At 59.2% G+C, this 16,286-nt stretch carries 16 protein-coding genes and 5 tRNA genes; all 21 read left to right on the forward strand.

Annotated elements, in window-relative coordinates:
- The first annotated feature begins 1 nt into the window (after position 1).
- The 21 genes from fabF to ACQ4V8_RS19290 all read left to right on the forward strand — a co-directional run bounded on the left by fabF (position 2) and on the right by ACQ4V8_RS19290 (position 16,254).
- The gene (gene fabF, locus ACQ4V8_RS19190; protein WP_010399499.1) at positions 2-1,252 is read left to right on the forward strand and encodes a beta-ketoacyl-ACP synthase II; all 1,251 of its coding nucleotides are present in this window, start codon (positions 2-4) and stop codon (positions 1,250-1,252) included.
- Between the two features lie 128 nt (positions 1,253-1,380).
- Positions 1,381-1,950 (forward strand): hypothetical protein, encoded by a 570-nt coding sequence (locus ACQ4V8_RS19195; RefSeq protein WP_436572014.1) that lies wholly within the window; start codon positions 1,381-1,383, stop codon positions 1,948-1,950.
- Between the two features lie 64 nt (positions 1,951-2,014).
- A complete protein-coding gene (gene rpoE, locus ACQ4V8_RS19200) occupies positions 2,015-2,638 on the forward strand; it encodes an RNA polymerase sigma factor RpoE (RefSeq protein WP_043462313.1) in 624 nt (207 codons plus the stop codon).
- 72 nt (positions 2,639-2,710) lie between these two features.
- Positions 2,711-3,046 carry a sigma-E factor negative regulatory protein gene (locus ACQ4V8_RS19205; RefSeq protein WP_070346865.1) on the forward strand — a complete coding sequence of 112 codons (336 nt, stop codon included), beginning with the start codon at positions 2,711-2,713 and terminating at the stop codon, positions 3,044-3,046.
- A gap of 237 nt (positions 3,047-3,283) precedes the next feature.
- Positions 3,284-4,780, forward strand: a complete 1,497-nt coding sequence (locus tag ACQ4V8_RS19210; RefSeq protein WP_010399491.1) for a DegQ family serine endoprotease — start codon at positions 3,284-3,286, stop codon at positions 4,778-4,780.
- Between the two features lie 56 nt (positions 4,781-4,836).
- Complete coding sequence (locus ACQ4V8_RS19215) at positions 4,837-5,082, forward strand: glutaredoxin family protein (RefSeq protein ID WP_436572015.1); 246 nt, start codon at positions 4,837-4,839, stop codon at positions 5,080-5,082.
- A 305-nt stretch (positions 5,083-5,387) separates the two neighbouring features.
- On the forward strand, positions 5,388-7,178 hold the full coding sequence (gene lepA, locus ACQ4V8_RS19220) for a translation elongation factor 4 (protein WP_010399487.1): 1,791 nt from the start codon (positions 5,388-5,390) through the stop codon (positions 7,176-7,178).
- Between the two features lie 3 nt (positions 7,179-7,181).
- Complete coding sequence (gene lepB / locus ACQ4V8_RS19225) at positions 7,182-8,099, forward strand: signal peptidase I (RefSeq protein WP_010399485.1); 918 nt, start codon at positions 7,182-7,184, stop codon at positions 8,097-8,099.
- Between the two features lie 95 nt (positions 8,100-8,194).
- Positions 8,195-9,010 (forward strand): ribonuclease III, encoded by an 816-nt coding sequence (gene rnc / locus ACQ4V8_RS19230; RefSeq protein ID WP_010399484.1) that lies wholly within the window; start codon positions 8,195-8,197, stop codon positions 9,008-9,010.
- 1 nt (position 9,011) lies between these two features.
- Positions 9,012-9,914: a GTPase Era gene (era, locus tag ACQ4V8_RS19235; protein WP_010399483.1), complete on the forward strand. Its 903-nt coding sequence runs from the start codon at positions 9,012-9,014 to the stop codon at positions 9,912-9,914.
- Positions 9,915-9,942: 28 nt separating this feature from the next.
- A complete protein-coding gene (recO, locus tag ACQ4V8_RS19240; RefSeq protein ID WP_436572016.1) occupies positions 9,943-10,815 on the forward strand; it encodes a DNA repair protein RecO in 873 nt (290 codons plus the stop codon).
- A gap of 48 nt (positions 10,816-10,863) precedes the next feature.
- A complete protein-coding gene (pdxJ, locus tag ACQ4V8_RS19245) occupies positions 10,864-11,625 on the forward strand; it encodes a pyridoxine 5'-phosphate synthase (RefSeq protein WP_010399480.1) in 762 nt (253 codons plus the stop codon).
- A 22-nt stretch (positions 11,626-11,647) separates the two neighbouring features.
- Positions 11,648-12,043 (forward strand): holo-ACP synthase, encoded by a 396-nt coding sequence (acpS, locus tag ACQ4V8_RS19250; RefSeq protein WP_010399478.1) that lies wholly within the window; start codon positions 11,648-11,650, stop codon positions 12,041-12,043.
- A 54-nt stretch (positions 12,044-12,097) separates the two neighbouring features.
- Positions 12,098-13,948: an excinuclease ABC subunit UvrC gene (gene uvrC, locus ACQ4V8_RS19255; protein WP_436572030.1), complete on the forward strand. Its 1,851-nt coding sequence runs from the start codon at positions 12,098-12,100 to the stop codon at positions 13,946-13,948.
- 188 nt (positions 13,949-14,136) lie between these two features.
- The gene (gene pgsA / locus ACQ4V8_RS19260; protein ID WP_010399474.1) at positions 14,137-14,721 is read left to right on the forward strand and encodes a CDP-diacylglycerol--glycerol-3-phosphate 3-phosphatidyltransferase; all 585 of its coding nucleotides are present in this window, start codon (positions 14,137-14,139) and stop codon (positions 14,719-14,721) included.
- Between the two features lie 108 nt (positions 14,722-14,829).
- A tRNA-Gly gene (locus ACQ4V8_RS19265) sits at positions 14,830-14,905 on the forward strand.
- Between the two features lie 92 nt (positions 14,906-14,997).
- Positions 14,998-15,073: transfer RNA gene (locus ACQ4V8_RS19270), tRNA-Gly, on the forward strand.
- A 71-nt stretch (positions 15,074-15,144) separates the two neighbouring features.
- Positions 15,145-15,220 (forward strand) — tRNA-Gly (locus ACQ4V8_RS19275).
- Positions 15,221-15,302: 82 nt separating this feature from the next.
- Positions 15,303-15,378, forward strand: a tRNA-Gly gene (locus ACQ4V8_RS19280).
- Between the two features lie 42 nt (positions 15,379-15,420).
- Positions 15,421-15,494, forward strand: a tRNA-Cys gene (locus ACQ4V8_RS19285).
- A gap of 307 nt (positions 15,495-15,801) precedes the next feature.
- Positions 15,802-16,254, forward strand: coding sequence for a hypothetical protein (locus tag ACQ4V8_RS19290; RefSeq protein ID WP_010399471.1), 453 nt, complete (start codon positions 15,802-15,804; stop codon positions 16,252-16,254).
- The last annotated feature ends 32 nt before the right edge of the window (positions 16,255-16,286 follow it).

Below are 16,286 nucleotides of genomic sequence, written 5' to 3' on the forward strand. Positions count from 1 at the left end.
CTTGAGCCGTTCTAAAAACCGTCGTGTTGTTGTCACCGGCCTGGGCTGCGTTTCACCTGTCGGCAATACTATTGCCGAGGCGTGGGGCGCAATCATTGAAGGTAAATCCGGCATTGCCACGATTACCAAGTTTGATGCATTGCCATTCACTACGCATTTTGCCGGTGAAGTCAAAGGTTTCAATATCGAAGATTACATCTCCGGTAAGGAAGCCCGCCATATGGACACCTTTATCCATTACGGCATGGCTGCCGGCATGCAGGCGATGCAGGACTCCGGCCTGGAAGTGACCGAGGAAAATGCCGAGCGCATCGGTGTGATCATCGGTTCCGGTATCGGTGGCTTGCCGCTGATCGAGGAAACCAAATCCGAGTACGAAAAGCGCGGTCCGCGCCGTATCTCGCCATTTTTCGTGCCTGCCTCGATCATTAACATGATTTCTGGCAACCTTTCGATCAAATATGGTTTGAAGGGTCCGAACCTGGCGATCGTGACAGCGTGTACCACCGGTTTGCACAGCATAGGTGCTGCAGCGCGCATGATCGAGTACGGCGATGCCGACGTCATGATTGCTGGCGGTGCTGAATCGACTGTGTCGCCGCTGGGCCTCGGCGGTTTCGCTTCGGCGCGTGCCTTGTCGACCCGCAACGACGATCCGGCAACGGCATCGCGTCCATGGGATGTCGACCGCGACGGCTTCGTGCTGGGCGAGGGCGCTGGTGTCATGGTGCTGGAAGAGTACGAGCACGCGGTGGCCCGTGGTGCCAAGATCTACGCTGAAGTGCATGGTTTCGGGATGAGCGCAGATGCTTATCACATGACCTCGCCGCTGGAAGATGGTAGCGGCGGCAGCAAATCGGTGATCGCGGCCCTCAACAACGCAGGCTTGAACCCGGATCAGATTCAGTACCTGAACGCGCACGGCACGTCGACCCCGCAAGGCGATGTGGCGGAGGTGATGGGTATCAAACGCACCTTCGGCGAGCATGCCAAGCAGATGGTCGTCAACTCGACGAAGTCGATGACGGGTCATTTGCTGGGCGGCGCGGGCGGTCTGGAAGCGGTGTTTACGGTCTTGGCATTGCACCATCAGGTGTCGCCACCGACCATCAACATCTTCAACCAGGATCCGACTTGTGATCTCGATTTCTGTGCCAATACGGCACGTGATATGAAGATCGATTATGCAGTGAAGAATTCGTTCGGCTTCGGCGGAACGAATGGCACGCTGATTTTCGGTAAAGCGAAATAAGTAGGAACTTTCAAGCGCTCGCTACGGTCAAACCGTAGTGAGCGCTGATTCGGCTCCAACGCCCGTTGGCGCCTGAATTTGCCCGGCACGAAGCCGGCGCGCCTGATGTTTTCCATTTAATTATCTATATGTCCATTGCCGTTGCGGCTGTCATTCGCACGCCTGTCTGTTTGCGCCTGCTGCAAGCGGCGCTGGGGTTGTGCGCGGTGCTGGCCGCCTGGCCCCTGAGCGGCGTGTGGCCCGCTGCGGCCCTGTCCAGTTCTGTTCCCGGCCCCGGTCCCGGTCCCGGCCAACTGGTGGGTGCTTATGCGCTGGGCTGGGCCGGTGCGCTGTCGAGTGTGGCTGGCGGCATATTTTTGCTCGCTTTGCTGTGCCAGCGCAGAAAGCCGCAGGTACTTGATATTTCGCCGGTCGGCCAGCTGCGGCTGACGGTATATCTGGAGCATGACGGGATGCCGGCGAGTGCTGCCGGCGGCGCGGCGGAAGCGGCCGGCGCGGGGCCGTCGGTGCCACCTGTGCCACCTGTGCTGCGCCTGTTGCCGGGCTCGACCCTATGGCCTTCGTTGCTGGTGCTGTGCCTGGCCGATGCGGCGGGGCGGCGCACGCAGGTGTGGGTGCAGCGTGGCGGCAGTTGCGCCGCCTTTCGCCCGCTGGCCGTGGCGTGCCGGGCGATCGCGGTACGCAGTGGCGAAGAATAAACGTGGGCGAACACTGAACTTCTTGCAGCGGGCCAACTCTATATCCATACAGACGCCACGCTGCATGACTACAGGGACATTCGGCGTGAGCACAGAGCGCGAGTATGATCAGTTACTGGTCGAGCGGGTGCAGGCTGGCGACAAACGGGCATTCGATGTGCTGGTATCGAAATACCAGCGCCGTTTGATGCGCCTGGTGTCGCGCCTCGTGCATGACCCGTCGGAGGCCGAAGACGTGGTGCAGGAAGCCTTTATCAAGGCATATCGTGCGCTGTGCCATTTTCGCGGCGATGCCGCTTTTTACACCTGGTTGTATCGCATCGGTATCAATACGGCCAAGAATTATCTTGCCACGCAGGGTCGGCGCGCCATCGCGTCCAGCGATACCGACATTGAGCAGGCGGAGTCTTTCGATGACGGCAGTAAATTGCGCGATAATAATACGCCTGAATCGGTGCTGGCCAGCAAGCAAATTGCCGCCACGGTCAATGCGGCCATGGCGTTGCTGCCCATCGATTTGCGCACCGCCATCGTGCTGCGCGAGATCGAGGGCCTCAGCTATGAAGAGATATCGGCGATCATGGCGTGCCCCATCGGCACCGTGCGCAGCCGCATTTTTCGCGCGCGTGAAGTGATAGCGGAGAAATTGAAACCGTTGTTGGACATGCCGCTTGACAAGCGCTGGTAATCTTGGACACATGAACGATATATGGTTGCCTCCTATTTGCGCAACCATTCTCTTGAAATGGCAGGACCCATCATGGATACGCATACACGATTGCACGAGACGATTTCGGCCCTGGTCGATGGCGAGCTGGCGGCGAGCGAACGCGAACTGGCTTTTGCCGCCCTCGACATGGATCAGGGTCGCCAGGCATGGCAGGCCTATCGCTTGATCGGCGACGTGCTGCGCTCGGAGCAGGGCGGCCATGCCCTGAGCGCCCAATTCGACGCGCGCCTGGCCAGCCGGCTGGCCGCCGAGGTGGTGCCTGGCGGACAGGCTGTCCCTGCGCAGTCATTGCCGCCCCTGTCCACTGCCAGCGTTTCGGCCGCCGCGGCCGAGCCCTTGGAAGCGGCATCGCTGGTGCAGCGCTAGCGTACTTCCATCTTATGCCAGGCTTAATATCCTGTTGGCCCTCTTGACACTGGACTTCGCTACGATTGACACTGTGCGCAGGCAATATATTGCTTTGCGATATATTGTTGCATTGTTTGCTATGCGCGCTGCCAGGTGTGTTTGCCCCTGGGATGCCGTCATGACGGCCAATCATGCACGCAGGCAATCGCCTGATTCGCGTTTTGATCCGTTTATATACTCGAAAAGATCCTTTCCATGAAAAAAAACATGTGTGCCGCCAGCAAGTCGTTTTCAGTGAAGACGCTTTCCGCTTTATTGTTCGGTACGGCTGGCGTCTTTCTTGCTCCCAGCATGCTGGGCCTGGCGCCACCAGCGCATGCCGCCGTGTCGGCCGTGAAGTTGCCCGATTTCTCGGACTTGGTCGACGCCGTCGGCCCGGCCGTAGTCAATATCCGCACCACTGAGCGCCTGAAAATGAATACGCCCGGCGCGGGCGGTCAGGATGAGCAGGAAATGCAGGAATTCTTGCGCCGTTTCTTTGGCGGCGCCATGCCCGCGCCGCGCCAGCAGGGGCCGCGCGGCGGCCGTCGCGGCGTGCCGCAGGAGCAGGAAGTCCAGCGCGGTGTCGGTTCCGGCTTCATTATTTCAAACGATGGTTATGTCCTGAGCAATGCCCATGTCGTCGACGGTGCCGACGAGGTGTACGTGACCCTGACGGACAAGCGCGAATTCAAGGCCAAGGTGATCGGTGCCGATGCGCGCACTGACGTGGCCCTGCTGAAGATCGAGGGCGCCAATTTGCCGCGCCTGACCATCGGCGACTCGAACAAGATACGCGTGGGCGAGTGGGTGATCGCCATCGGATCGCCATTCAACCTGGAAAATACGGTGACGGCAGGCATCATTTCCGCCAAGTCCCGTGACACGGGCGACTACCTGCCCCTGATTCAGAGCGACGTGGCTGTCAATCCCGGCAACTCGGGAGGGCCCTTGATCAATATGCGGGGCGAAGTGATCGGCATCAATTCGCAGATCGCCACCTTGTCCGGCGCCTACAATGGCATTTCGTTTGCCGTACCTATCGATGAAGCCATGCGCGTGGGCGAGCAACTGAAAAAGACGGGGAAAGTGGTGCGCGGGCGCATCGGCGTGCAGATCGGCGAGCTGAGCAAGGACGTGGCAGAATCGCTGGGCTTGCCCAATGCCAAGGGTGCGCAAGTGTCGATGGTGGAGCCCGGTGGTCCGGCAGACAAGGCGGGCATCAAGCCCGGTGACATCATCCTGAAATTCAACGGCGCCCTGATCGAGCGTTCGTCCGACCTGCCGCGCCTGGTAGGCGGCGCTGCCGTCAATGGCAAGTCGACGGTGAGCGTCTGGCGCAATGGCGCGCAGCAAGAGATTGCTGTTACCGTCGTCGAACTGGAAGGCGGTAAAACGGCCAAGAAGGGCGCCAGGGAGCCCGAGGCGCAAGCCGTCAATGCACTGGGGTTGAAAGTCAGCGATGTGCCGGCTGCGAAAAAGCAGGAATTGAAGATCGATGCGGGCGTGCTGGTCGATGATGCCGATGGCGTGGCGGCCCGGGCTGGCCTGCAGCCTGGCGATGTGATCTTGCAATTGAATAACGTTGCCGTGAAAGATGCCAAGCAGTTCCTTGCCCTGGTGGCCAAGCTCGATCCGAAGAAGTCGTCAGCGGTGCTGGTGCGCCGTGGCGATACGGCACAGTTCGTCTCGCTGCGTCCTGCGCTCAAGTAGGTTTCTGGTCTAATCTGCATCCCGGTCCTGCCGGGATGCCTTTCCCCTTTTTCCGCATGCATTTCACCCTTTATTCCCGCAGTTACTGCCATTTATGCCAGGACATGCTCGACGCCTTGCTCCTGCTGCAGCCGCCTGAGCAAGCATTTACGGTAGATGTGATCGATATCGACACTTCGCCCGATGCCTCGCTGCTGGCGCGTTTCGATGAGCTTGTGCCCGTGCTGTTTGGCGACCTGACCCAACCCGAGCTATGCCATTATTTCCTGGATGTGGCCGCCGTACGTCGCCGCCTGGCATAGTTGAAATGTCAATATTGACACTGCATTGCACCATTCTGCTGCTTAAAACAGCTGAAAATGTCGCCTCGCCCGGTGCCGGTCTCTGAAAGACGGGCTTTCCGCTCTGAAATCCGGTAAAATGGGGAGGTCGAAAAAGCTACTGTCCGAGGCAGCAGCTTCTGTCGCTTCAAAAGCGCTCGCCTGGGCATGCAGATGTCCTGCTCGGAGCGCTTTTTTCATCATGAGTGGGGCGCCCGGTTTTGGCCCGAGCATGATCCCCATGATTCCTGTTAAAGCAGTGTCGTCACTCGCACATATATTAGTTAATGAACAACATACGCAATTTCTCCATCATCGCCCATATTGACCACGGTAAATCGACCCTGGCTGACCGCATCATTCAATTGTGCGGCGGCTTGTCCGACCGCGAGATGGAGGCGCAGGTGCTCGATTCGATGGATCTGGAGCGCGAGCGCGGCATTACCATCAAGGCGCAGACGGCGGCCCTGCACTACAAGGCGCGCGATGGCCAGATCTATAACCTGAACCTGATCGATACGCCTGGTCACGTCGACTTCAGCTATGAAGTGTCGCGCTCGCTGTCCGCCTGCGAAGGCGCGCTGCTGGTGGTGGATGCGTCGCAAGGCGTGGAAGCGCAAACAGTCGCCAACTGCTACACGGCGCTGGACCTGGGCGTGGAAGTGGTGCCTGTCCTGAATAAGATCGACTTGCCCAACGCAGACCCGCCGAACGCTATTGCCGAGATCGAAGACGTGATCGGCATCGACGCGGCCGACGCCGTGCATTGCTCGGCCAAGACCGGCTTTGGCGTACTGGACGTGCTCGAGCAACTGATCGTCAAGGTGCCGCCACCGAAGGGTGATCCTGATGCGCCGCTGCAGGCGCTGATCGTCGACTCCTGGTATGACGCCTATGTCGGCGTGGTCATGCTGGTACGCGTGGTCAACGGCACCCTGAAACCGAAAGACAAGATCCGCCTGATGGCCACCGATTCGGTGCAACTGGTGGAAGACATCGGCGTGTTCTCGCCGCGTTCGCAATCCTTGCCGCAATTGTCTGCAGGCCAGGTGGGCTTCATCATCGCCGGCATCAAGGAATTGAAGGCGGCCAAGGTGGGCGATACCGTGACCCTGGTCAGCCGTCCTGCCGCCGCGCCATTGCCCGGCTTCAAGGAAGTGCAGCCGCAAGTGTTTGCCGGCCTGTTCCCCGTGGAAGCGAACCAGTACGACGCGCTGCGCGACTCGCTGGAAAAGCTGAAATTGAACGACGCGGCCCTGATGTACGAGCCGGAAGTGTCGCAGGCGCTGGGCTTCGGCTTCCGCTGCGGCTTCCTGGGCTTGCTGCACATGGAAATCGTGCAGGAACGCCTAGAGCGCGAATTCGACATGGACCTCATTACCACGGCGCCTACCGTGGTGTATGAAGTGATCCAGCGCGACGGCAGCCTGATCAACGTCGACAACCCGTCGAAGATGCCCGATCCGTCGCGCATCGAGGAAGTGCGCGAGCCTATCGTCACGGTCAATCTGTACATGCCGCAGGAATACGTCGGCTCCGTCATCACCCTGTGTATCGGCAAGCGCGGCATCCAGATGGACATGAGTTACCACGGCCGCCAGGTCAAGCTCGTGTATGAAATGCCGATGGCCGAGATCGTGCTGGACTTCTTCGATCGCCTGAAATCGACGTCGCGCGGCTATGCCTCGATGGATTACGAGTTCAAGGAATACCGCGCGGCCGACGTGGTCAAGGTCGACATGCTGATCAACAGCGAAAAAGTCGATGCGCTGGCCATCATCGTGCACCGTTCGAACAGCCAGTACCGTGGCCGCCAGGTCGCCGCCAAGATGCGTGAACTGATCCCGCGCCAGATGTTCGACGTGGCTATTCAGGCAACCATCGGTGCCAACATCATTTCGCGCGAGAACGTCAAAGCCTTGCGCAAGAACGTGCTGGCGAAGTGCTACGGCGGCGATATCAGCCGCAAGAAAAAATTGCTGGAAAAACAAAAAGCGGGTAAGAAGCGCATGAAGCAAGTGGGTTCCGTGGAGATCCCGCAAGAAGCATTCCTGGCAATTTTACAAGTGGATGGTTGATCAATGAACCTGCAAGTGATTTTAGGAAATTTCGCTTTAATTTTGTTCGTGCTGATGGTGTTGACGGGCCTGGTCTGGTGCCTCGATGTGTTTTACCTGGCCAAGCAGCGCCGCCAGGCGGCCGACCGCGCTCTGGCTGACTTCGATGCGCGTCAGTCCAAGCTGGCCGCCGAGGGTATCAAGTCCGACGCCGGCGGTAGCCGCGCCACCATCGAGGCAGCGCTGTTGCGCCAGCCGACCTGGGTCGAGTATTCGGGCAGCTTCTTCCCCGTCATCGCCCTGGTGTTTTGTCTGCGTGCATTCCTGTACGAGCCGTTCAAGATCCCGTCGAGCTCGATGGTGCCGACCTTGCTGGTGGGCGATTTGATTCTGGTGAATAAGTTCACCTATGGTATTCGGTTGCCGATCGTCAACAAGCGCATCATTGAAGTCAACGATCCGCAGCGCGGCGACGTGATGGTGTTCAAGTACCCGAAAGATATGTCGCAAGACTACATCAAGCGCGTGATCGGCGTGCCTGGTGATAAAATCACCTATGAAAACAAGCGCTTGACGGTCAACGGCAAGGATGTGGCGTACACCGCGCTGGACGACTATCTGGACGACGAAAGCACGGTCTACCACAAGCAGTTGGAAGAAAACCTGACGGGCGTGAGCCACCGCATCCTTAACGACGAGCCTGCTCCCGCGTTGAACTTGCGCGAAGTGAAGGATTTCCCGCAGCAGGATGCCTGCCGCTACAACGAAGACGGTTTTACCTGTGTGGTGCCGCAAGGCAATTACTTCATGATGGGTGATAACCGCGACAATAGCGCCGACAGCCGCTACTGGGGCTTCGTGCCGAACGAGAACATCGTCGGCAAAGCTTTCCTGGTGTGGATGAACTTCAGCAATCCGAAACGCGTGGGCGGCATACACTAAGCCGGCCGGGTCTGCCGAGGCAGACTGCCCATGGCTACCGCGCCGATGTCGCGCGCGGTGGCCAGCCGAATTACTCAGATGATACAGAAACAACAATGAATCTTCAGCTATTGCAAAACCGTTTAGGCTATACGTTCCAGGATGCTGGCCTGTTGCAGCAAGCCTTGACGCACCGTAGCCACAGCAGTTTGCATAATGAGCGGCTGGAATTTCTGGGCGACTCCATCCTCAATTGCGTGGTCGCTTCCATCCTGTACGAACGCTTCAAGTCCATTGACGAGGGCGACCTGTCGCGCCTGCGCGCCAACCTGGTGAAGCAGCAGTCGCTATATGAGATCGCGCAAACGCTGGAATTGTCGCAATTTTTGCGCCTGGGCGAAGGCGAGCTGAAGTCTGGCGGTTTCCGCCGTCCGTCTATCCTGGCCGATACCCTGGAAGCCTTGTTGGGCGCCATTTTCCTCGACACGGGCTTTGACGCTGCCAGCATGGTGATCCGCGCCTTCTACATTCCCATCCTCGACTCGGTCGATCCGCAAACCCTGGGCAAGGATGCCAAGACCTTGCTGCAGGAGTTTTTGCAAAGCAAGAAAATTTCGCTGCCACAGTACAATGTGGTGGCCACCCACGGCGCCGCCCACAGCCAGGAATTCGAGATCGAATGCCTGGTGCCGAAATTGAATATCCAGGTCTACGGCCGTGGCGGAAGCCGCCGCGCCGGTGAGCAAGCTGCCGCCAAACTGGCGCTGGACGTGGCTGAGCAGGCGCTGCTGAAGTCGCCTGCCGCCAGCCGCAAGCCCAAACCGCGCGCCGCCCAGCTCAAGCTGGCCGGCATTGCCACCATCCAGAGCGACGCCGCGGTAGCCCCTGTGGCCCCGGCGATCGCCGCTCACACTAAACAGAATCGACACTAGCATGACAGCCACCAAAATGCCCGACCACTTCCGCTGTGGCTATATCGCCATCGTGGGCCGCCCGAACGTGGGCAAATCGACCCTGATGAACGTGCTGATCGGCGCCAAGGTCAGTATCACTTCGCGCAAGGCGCAAACCACGCGCCACCGCATCACGGGCATTCAGACGGTGCCCGATGCGCAGTTCATCTATGTCGATACGCCTGGTTTCCAGACGCGTCACTCGAACGCGCTGAACAAGACGCTCAACAAGACCGTCACCAATACCCTGATTTCCTCGGATGTCATTCTGTACGTGATCGAGGCGGGTACCTTTGGCCCGGCCGACCAGCAAGTGATGGACTTGCTGCCGAAGGAAGTACCATGCATCCTCGTCATCAATAAATCCGACCGCGTCAAGGATAAGGCCGTATTGTTGCCGTTTGCGCAAAAAATTGCCGCCATGCGCGACTTCGCCGCCATCGTCCCCGTTTCGGCCAAGCTGCATTTCCAGTTGGAAGGCTTGCAAAACGAGATCAAGCGTTTCCTACCGGAAAATCAGCCGATCTTTGGCCCGGACGACATCACGGATCGCAGCGAAAAATTCCTCGCCTCGGAAATCGTGCGCGAAAAACTCTTCCGCTTTGTCGGCGACGAATTGCCGTACACGAGCACGGTGCTGATCGAGAAATTCGAGCAGGAAGGCGATCTGCGGCGCGTCTTCGCCGCCATTCTGGTCGAGCGTGATACGCACAAGTCCATGATCATCGGCAACAAGGGCGCGCGCCTGAAGGAAGTGTCCACGCAGGCCCGCCTGGATATGGAAAAACTTTTCGGCGGCCCCGTGTACCTGGAAATCTGGGTCAAGGTCAAGTCGGGCTGGGCCGACAACGAGGCGGGCTTGCGCGCTTACGGCTACGAGTAATCGGCAACCCGGGGGCGACGCTACACGCATGAGCACCACCACGCCAGCGCAGCCTGATATCGCGCCAGCCTCACCTGCTGTCTCCACATCTGCGCCCCCGCCGGTGGCCATCGCGCCGCCGGCCGCACCTTCCGCACCTTCCGCAGCGCCCACCTCGGCTGCCCCCCGGCGCAGCCGTGCGCCCGCGCGCGACGGCCGCATCACGGGCCAGCCAGCCTTCGTGCTGCACAGCTACCCGCACAAAGAAACCAGCCTCATCGTCGACGTGTTCACGCGCGAGTACGGCCGCATCGCGCTCGTCGCCAAGGGCGCCAAGCGGCCCCATTCGCAGTTGCGCGGCGTGCTGCAGACGTTTCAACCGCTGCAAGCGGGCTGGACGGGCAAATCCGAACTGCGTATTTTGACGGGTGCCGAATGGGTCGGTGGCATGTTGCCGCTAGAAAAGACCGCGCTGCTGTGTGGTTTCTATTTGAACGAACTGTTGGTGAAATTGCTGGCGCGCGACGATCCGCATCCGGTCCTGTTCGACCACTACGTTGCCACCTTGAATCAATTGGCGCACAATGAGCCGCCGCCTATCGTGCTGCGCAAGTTCGAGCGCGCCCTGCTCAAGGAAACGGGCGTGGCGGCCGACCTGACGCACTGCACCGGCACGCGCCAGATCGTCGAGGCGGGGCAAGTCTACGTGGTCGACCCGGAACGGGGGCCGCGCCCGGCACGCGCCAGCGATGCCTGGCCTAAGATCACGGGCAAGACCTTGCTCGACATGCAGCGCGAAGATTATCTAGACGTGGCCACGCAGGCGCAAAGCAAGCTGCTGATGCGCTTTTTGCTGGCCCATCAACTGGGGGGCGCCACTTTGAACACGCGCCAGATACTGATCGATTTAATGCAGCTGTAGTGCTGCTCTTTGCCATGCAGCGCCAAGGCACTTTACGGATACCAATATATGAGCTTTTTGCAGCCTTCCGGCCCTGTCATCGACCTGGGCGTCAATATCGACCACGTGGCCACCTTGCGCAATGCGCGCGGCACGCAATATCCCGACCCGCTGCGCGCGGCCTTGCTGGCCGAACAGGCGGGCGCCGATGGCATTACCCTGCATTTGCGCGAAGATCGTCGCCATATCAAGGATGCCGATGTGATCGCCATCGCGCCGCAGTTGCTCACGCGCATGAACCTGGAGGCGGCCGTGACGCAGGAAATGCTCGATTTCGCCTGCGTCATCAAGCCGGCCGACGTTTGCCTGGTGCCGGAAAAACGCACGGAAGTGACCACCGAAGGGGGGCTGGACGTGGTGCGCTACTTCAAGGAAGTGCAAGCTGCGGTCAAACAATTGCAAGGCGAGGGCATCCGCGTGAGTCTGTTCATCGACGCCGACGAGCAGCAGATCGCTGCCGCTGCCGAGCTCGGTGCGCCGGTGATCGAGCTGCACACGGGGCGCTATGCCGACACGGCAGGCGCCGAGCAATTGGCCGAGCTGGAACGCATCAAAGCCGGCGTGCTGTTCGGCGTGGGCCGCGGCCTGAAGGTCAACGCGGGCCACGGCTTGCATTACACCAATGTGCAGGCGATTGCAGCCATTGCTGACATTACTGAACTGAACATCGGCCACGCCATCGTTGCGCACGCCGTGTTTGTCGGCTGGGAAAATGCCGTGCGCGAAATGAAGGCCATCATGGTGGCCGCGCGCCTGGGCAGCAAAGCATAAACGCGCGCACCAAGGAGGCAGCATGATCTACGGTATCGGCACCGATATCTGCAAGATTGCGCGCATCGAGGCGGCACTGGCGCGCCACGGCGAGCGTTTCGCGCAGAAAATACTGGGACCGCAGGAGATGGAGAAATTCCATGCCCGCAGCGCCAAGAACGCGGTGCGCGGCGTGCGTTTTCTGGCCACCCGCTTTGCGGCCAAAGAGGCATTTTCCAAGGCCATTGGCCTGGGCTTGCGCATGCCGATGACGTGGCCTGCGGCGCAAATGCTGAACCATGCCAGCGGCAAGCCGATGATCGTGTGCAGTGGCGTGCTGGCGCACTTCATGCAAGAAAACCGCCTGAGCGCGCAAGTGACGATCAGCGATGAAGAAGACTATGCGGTCGCGTTCGTGATCGTGGAACAAGCAGTGTAACGATGAGCGCGCAATGAGCCAGCAATGACTGAAGCAATATCCGATCTCAATTCCATGGAAACGCCACCCGAGCCGCGCGCGCAGGTGCTGGCGACGGTCGCCAAGCTGCCCAACCTGCCTGGCGTGTATCGCTATTTCGACGCCGCCGACAAGGTGTTGTATGTCGGCAAGGCGCGTGATCTGAAAAAACGCGTATCGAGCTATTTTCAAAAGAATCTGGCCAGCCCCCGCATCGCCATGATGGTCGAGCGTATTGCACGCCTGGAAACGACCGTGACGCATAGCGAAGCCGAGGCGCTGATCCTGGAAAACAACCTGATCAAGGCGCTGCAGCCACGCTACAACATTCTGTTTCGCGACGACAAGTCGTACCCCTATTTGAAAATCACGCATGGCGATGCGCCGCGCATGGTGTATTACCGGGGCGCGGTGGACAAGAAAAATCAGTATTTCGGGCCGTTCCCCAGTTCCTGGGCCGTCAAGGAATCGATGCAGATCTTGCAAAAGGTATTTTTGCTCCGCACCTGCGAGGACAGCGTGTATGCGAACCGCACGCGGCCCTGCCTGTTGCACCAGATCGGCCGCTGCAGCGCGCCCTGCGTCGACCTGATCAGCAAGGAAGACTATAAAAACGACGTGGAAAATGCGGCGCGCTTCCTGCGCGGGCGCCAGAGCGAAGTGATGGCGGACCTGGAAAAGAAGATGCACGCCTTTGCCGCCGAGCTGAAATTCGAGCAGGCGGTAGTGGTGCGCAACCAGATTGGCTCGCTGTCGCGCGTACTGCACCAGCAAAGCATGGAGACCACGGACGACGCCGATGTCGACATCCTCGCCGTGCTGGTGCAGGGCGGGCGCGCCTGCGTCAACCTGGCCATGGTGCGCGGGGGGCGCCACCTGGGCGACCGCGCCTATTTCCCCAGTCAGTTCAGCGACGCGGCAGCGATTGCCGAAGAAGCGATCGAGGTGGAAGTGCTGGCGGCCTTCCTGGCCCAGCACTACACGGAAAAATTCATTCCCGGCACCCTGATACTGAATATCGAGTTTGACCAGCCAGCCCTGATGGTGGCGCTGATGGAGCAGTGCGGCCACCGCATTAACCTGATCTTTCAGCCGCAGGGGCAGCGTCGCCAATGGCTGGAGATGGCGCAAAAAGGCGCCGAGATTTCGCTGGCGCGCTTGCTGTCAGAGCAGGGTTCGCAGCAGTCGCGCACGCGTGCATTGGCCGAGGCGCTGGGACTGGAAATGGAAGAGATCGACAGCTTGCGCGTGGAGTGTTTCGACATCAGCCACACGCAGGGCGAGGCGACGCAGGCGTCGTGCGTGGTATTTCATCACCACGCCATGCACAATGGCGAATACCGGCGTTACAACATCAACGATATCACCCCCGGCGACGATTACGCGGCCATGCGCCAGGTCTTGATGCGCCGCTATGAAAAGGTGGCCAATGGCGATGGCGTGATGCCCGACGTGGTGCTGATCGATGGTGGCAAGGGGCAGATCGAAATGGCGCGCCAGGTATTTGCCGAGCTGGGACTCGATATCAGCTTGATCGTCGGCGTGGCCAAGGGGGAAGGGCGCAAGGTGGGCCTGGAAACCCTGCTGTTCGTCGATGGGCGTGCGCCGCAAGCGCTGGGCAAAGAGTCGGCAGCCTTGATGCTGATCGCGCAAATTCGCGACGAGGCGCACCGCTTTGCCATTACGGGCATGCGCGCCAAGCGCGCCAAGACACGTCAGACCTCGCGCCTGGAAGAGATAGAAGGCATAGGCGCCAAGCGCCGGCAGAAACTGCTGTCGCGTTTTGGCGGCTTGCGCGGCGTGGTCGACGCCAGCGTCGAGGATTTGATGTCGGTGGAGGGCATTTCGACGCAGCTTGCGGAAGAGATTTACAAGCAGCTGCATTAGAACGCCTGCGCAAATCGACAGTGCGTGGCGATTCGTCGTCGCTCGCGGTGGTTTTGTTCGGGTTCCTGATTGCCTGCTCCGGTGCTGCGGCAAGCGCACTAGGCTAATGCCCTTGGGCCATGTAGACTAGGGGGGCTTTCTTTACGCTTTCTTCATGTTCAATTCACCCGTTGGCCGATTGTTTGCTTATGCCTTTTAATATCCCCATCCTTTTGACTTGGCTGCGCGTGGCCCTGATCCCACTCGTCGTCGGCGTGTTTTACTTGCCGCCGTCGATGCTGCTGCATGGCGACCAGAACCTCGTCGCCACCCTGGTCTTCATTGTTGCCGCCGTCACCGACTGGTTCGATGGTTTTCTCGCGCGGCGCTGGAACCAGACCTCGGCCTTTGGCGCCTTCCTCGATCCGGTCGCCGACAAGCTGATGGTGGCGGGCGCTTTGCTGGTGCTGGTGCAGCTCGATCGCGTCAATGCCGTGCTGGCCTTCATCATCATTGGTCGTGAAATCACCATTTCCGCATTGCGTGAATGGATGGCGCAGATTGGCGCATCGAAATCGGTGGCCGTCAGTTCGATCGGCAAGATCAAGACGGCTGCGCAAATGACGGCCATTCCCTTGCTGCTGTATCACGACGTGATCTTCGGCGCGATCGATACCCACGTGTGGGGCGAAAAGCTGCTGTGGATCGCCAGCGTGCTGACGGTATGGTCGATGTTCTATTACCTGCGCCTGGCATGGCCGTTGATCAAGGAAAAGGCCGGCAATTTGCATTGAAAGGGGGCAGGCCCACATGCTCTGACTTCAAATATTTTGCAAAAGACCAGATATTGCCAGTTGACAGTCCCTGTAATCCCTCTATAATGCTGGCCTGTTGTTGATGACGCGGGAGTAGCTCAGTTGGTAGAGCGCAACCTTGCCAAGGTTGAGGTCGAGAGTTCGAGACTCTTCTCCCGCTCCAGTTTTCTGGATCGTGTCATAGGTAAAAACAGCAGATGCAGTAAAAAGTAGTACTGGCGGTGCAGTAGAGCTTCTGATACAATGTTGTCCACTGCGGGAGTAGCTCAGTTGGTAGAGCGCAACCTTGCCAAGGTTGAGGTCGAGAGTTCGAGACTCTTCTCCCGCTCCAGTGAATGCTGGATCAGCAGTAAAGCAGCACTGGTAAACGGGTGTAAAAGGCAGTAAAATAGTAGTTCGTATGCGGGAGTAGCTCAGTTGGTAGAGCGCAACCTTGCCAAGGTTGAGGTCGAGAGTTCGAGACTCTTCTCCCGCTCCAGAATTCTAAAGGGAAGCTAAGCTGGCTTCCTTTTTTTATCCGCTCAGTATGTGGCGTGATTAAGTAGTAAACAAGCTCCAATGCGGGAGTAGCTCAGTTGGTAGAGCGCAACCTTGCCAAGGTTGAGGTCGAGAGTTCGAGACTCTTCTCCCGCTCCAGTTTTCAAGGTGGGCCGCAAGGCGCACCCTAGCAGTTCCTCTGGCGAGGTAGCAAAGAGGTTATGCAGCGGCCTGCAAAGCCGTTTAGACGGGTTCGATTCCCGTCCTCGCCTCCAGATGAAAAAAATAGCCCACTTTCGAGTGGGCTATTTTTTTGTCTGTTGCCCTACCTTGCTACGGTGTTAATCTCGCATGAGCCGCAGAATCGACTGTTCATCATCATCTGCATGCCGTGCTTGAGGAAAGGCGCGTGCGTCGCTGCCGGGGGGAGCGGTAGCCCAGCATTGCCGCATTTGTCCGCCCGCAACCAAGCCCTGCAGCAGAGCGCTGACGTGGCTGTGCACGCGGCGTAAAATGGGCGATGCCGTGATCTGCGCCGTTGATTGAAAATGGACGCAATTGATGAATGTCTGTGGAGTGTGAATGCTGTCGAACGAAGAAGAACAATTGTTACAACAGAGCCAGGCGGGTTTCGATGCTTATTATGACGCGCTGGGGGCGTCGCTGGTGAATTTTGTCGAACGTCTGGGTATCCAGCCCGCGCACGAAGTATTGACGAATGCGGCCGAATACCTGCCTTACATCGATGCGGCCATGCGCACCATCGTCATCCGCGACGAGAGCTGGCAGTGGGTGAAAACCACGCTCGGCTACTTTATCGGCGAATACTTTGTACAGAGTCATGCGGGTTGCTGGTATGTGGAAACGCGGGCCGAATCGCCGCACTTCTGCCGCTATATGGTGGGTGGCTTCGAGCATGGCTTGCCAGCGGATGCGGCTATCGATCCGCAGGCGCTGGCGCTGGCATTTCTGGCCCAATCTGCGCCGCGCGAGCTGGCAAAACTGATTCAGGATGCGCAAGCCAGGCTGGGCTGATGCCTGGCTGCTGCGCCTGCGTGGCAGTCACT

The organism is Janthinobacterium paucivorans, from assembly GCF_051380805.1.
Taxonomy (GTDB): Bacteria; Pseudomonadota; Gammaproteobacteria; order Burkholderiales; family Burkholderiaceae_D; genus Janthinobacterium; species Janthinobacterium lividum_D.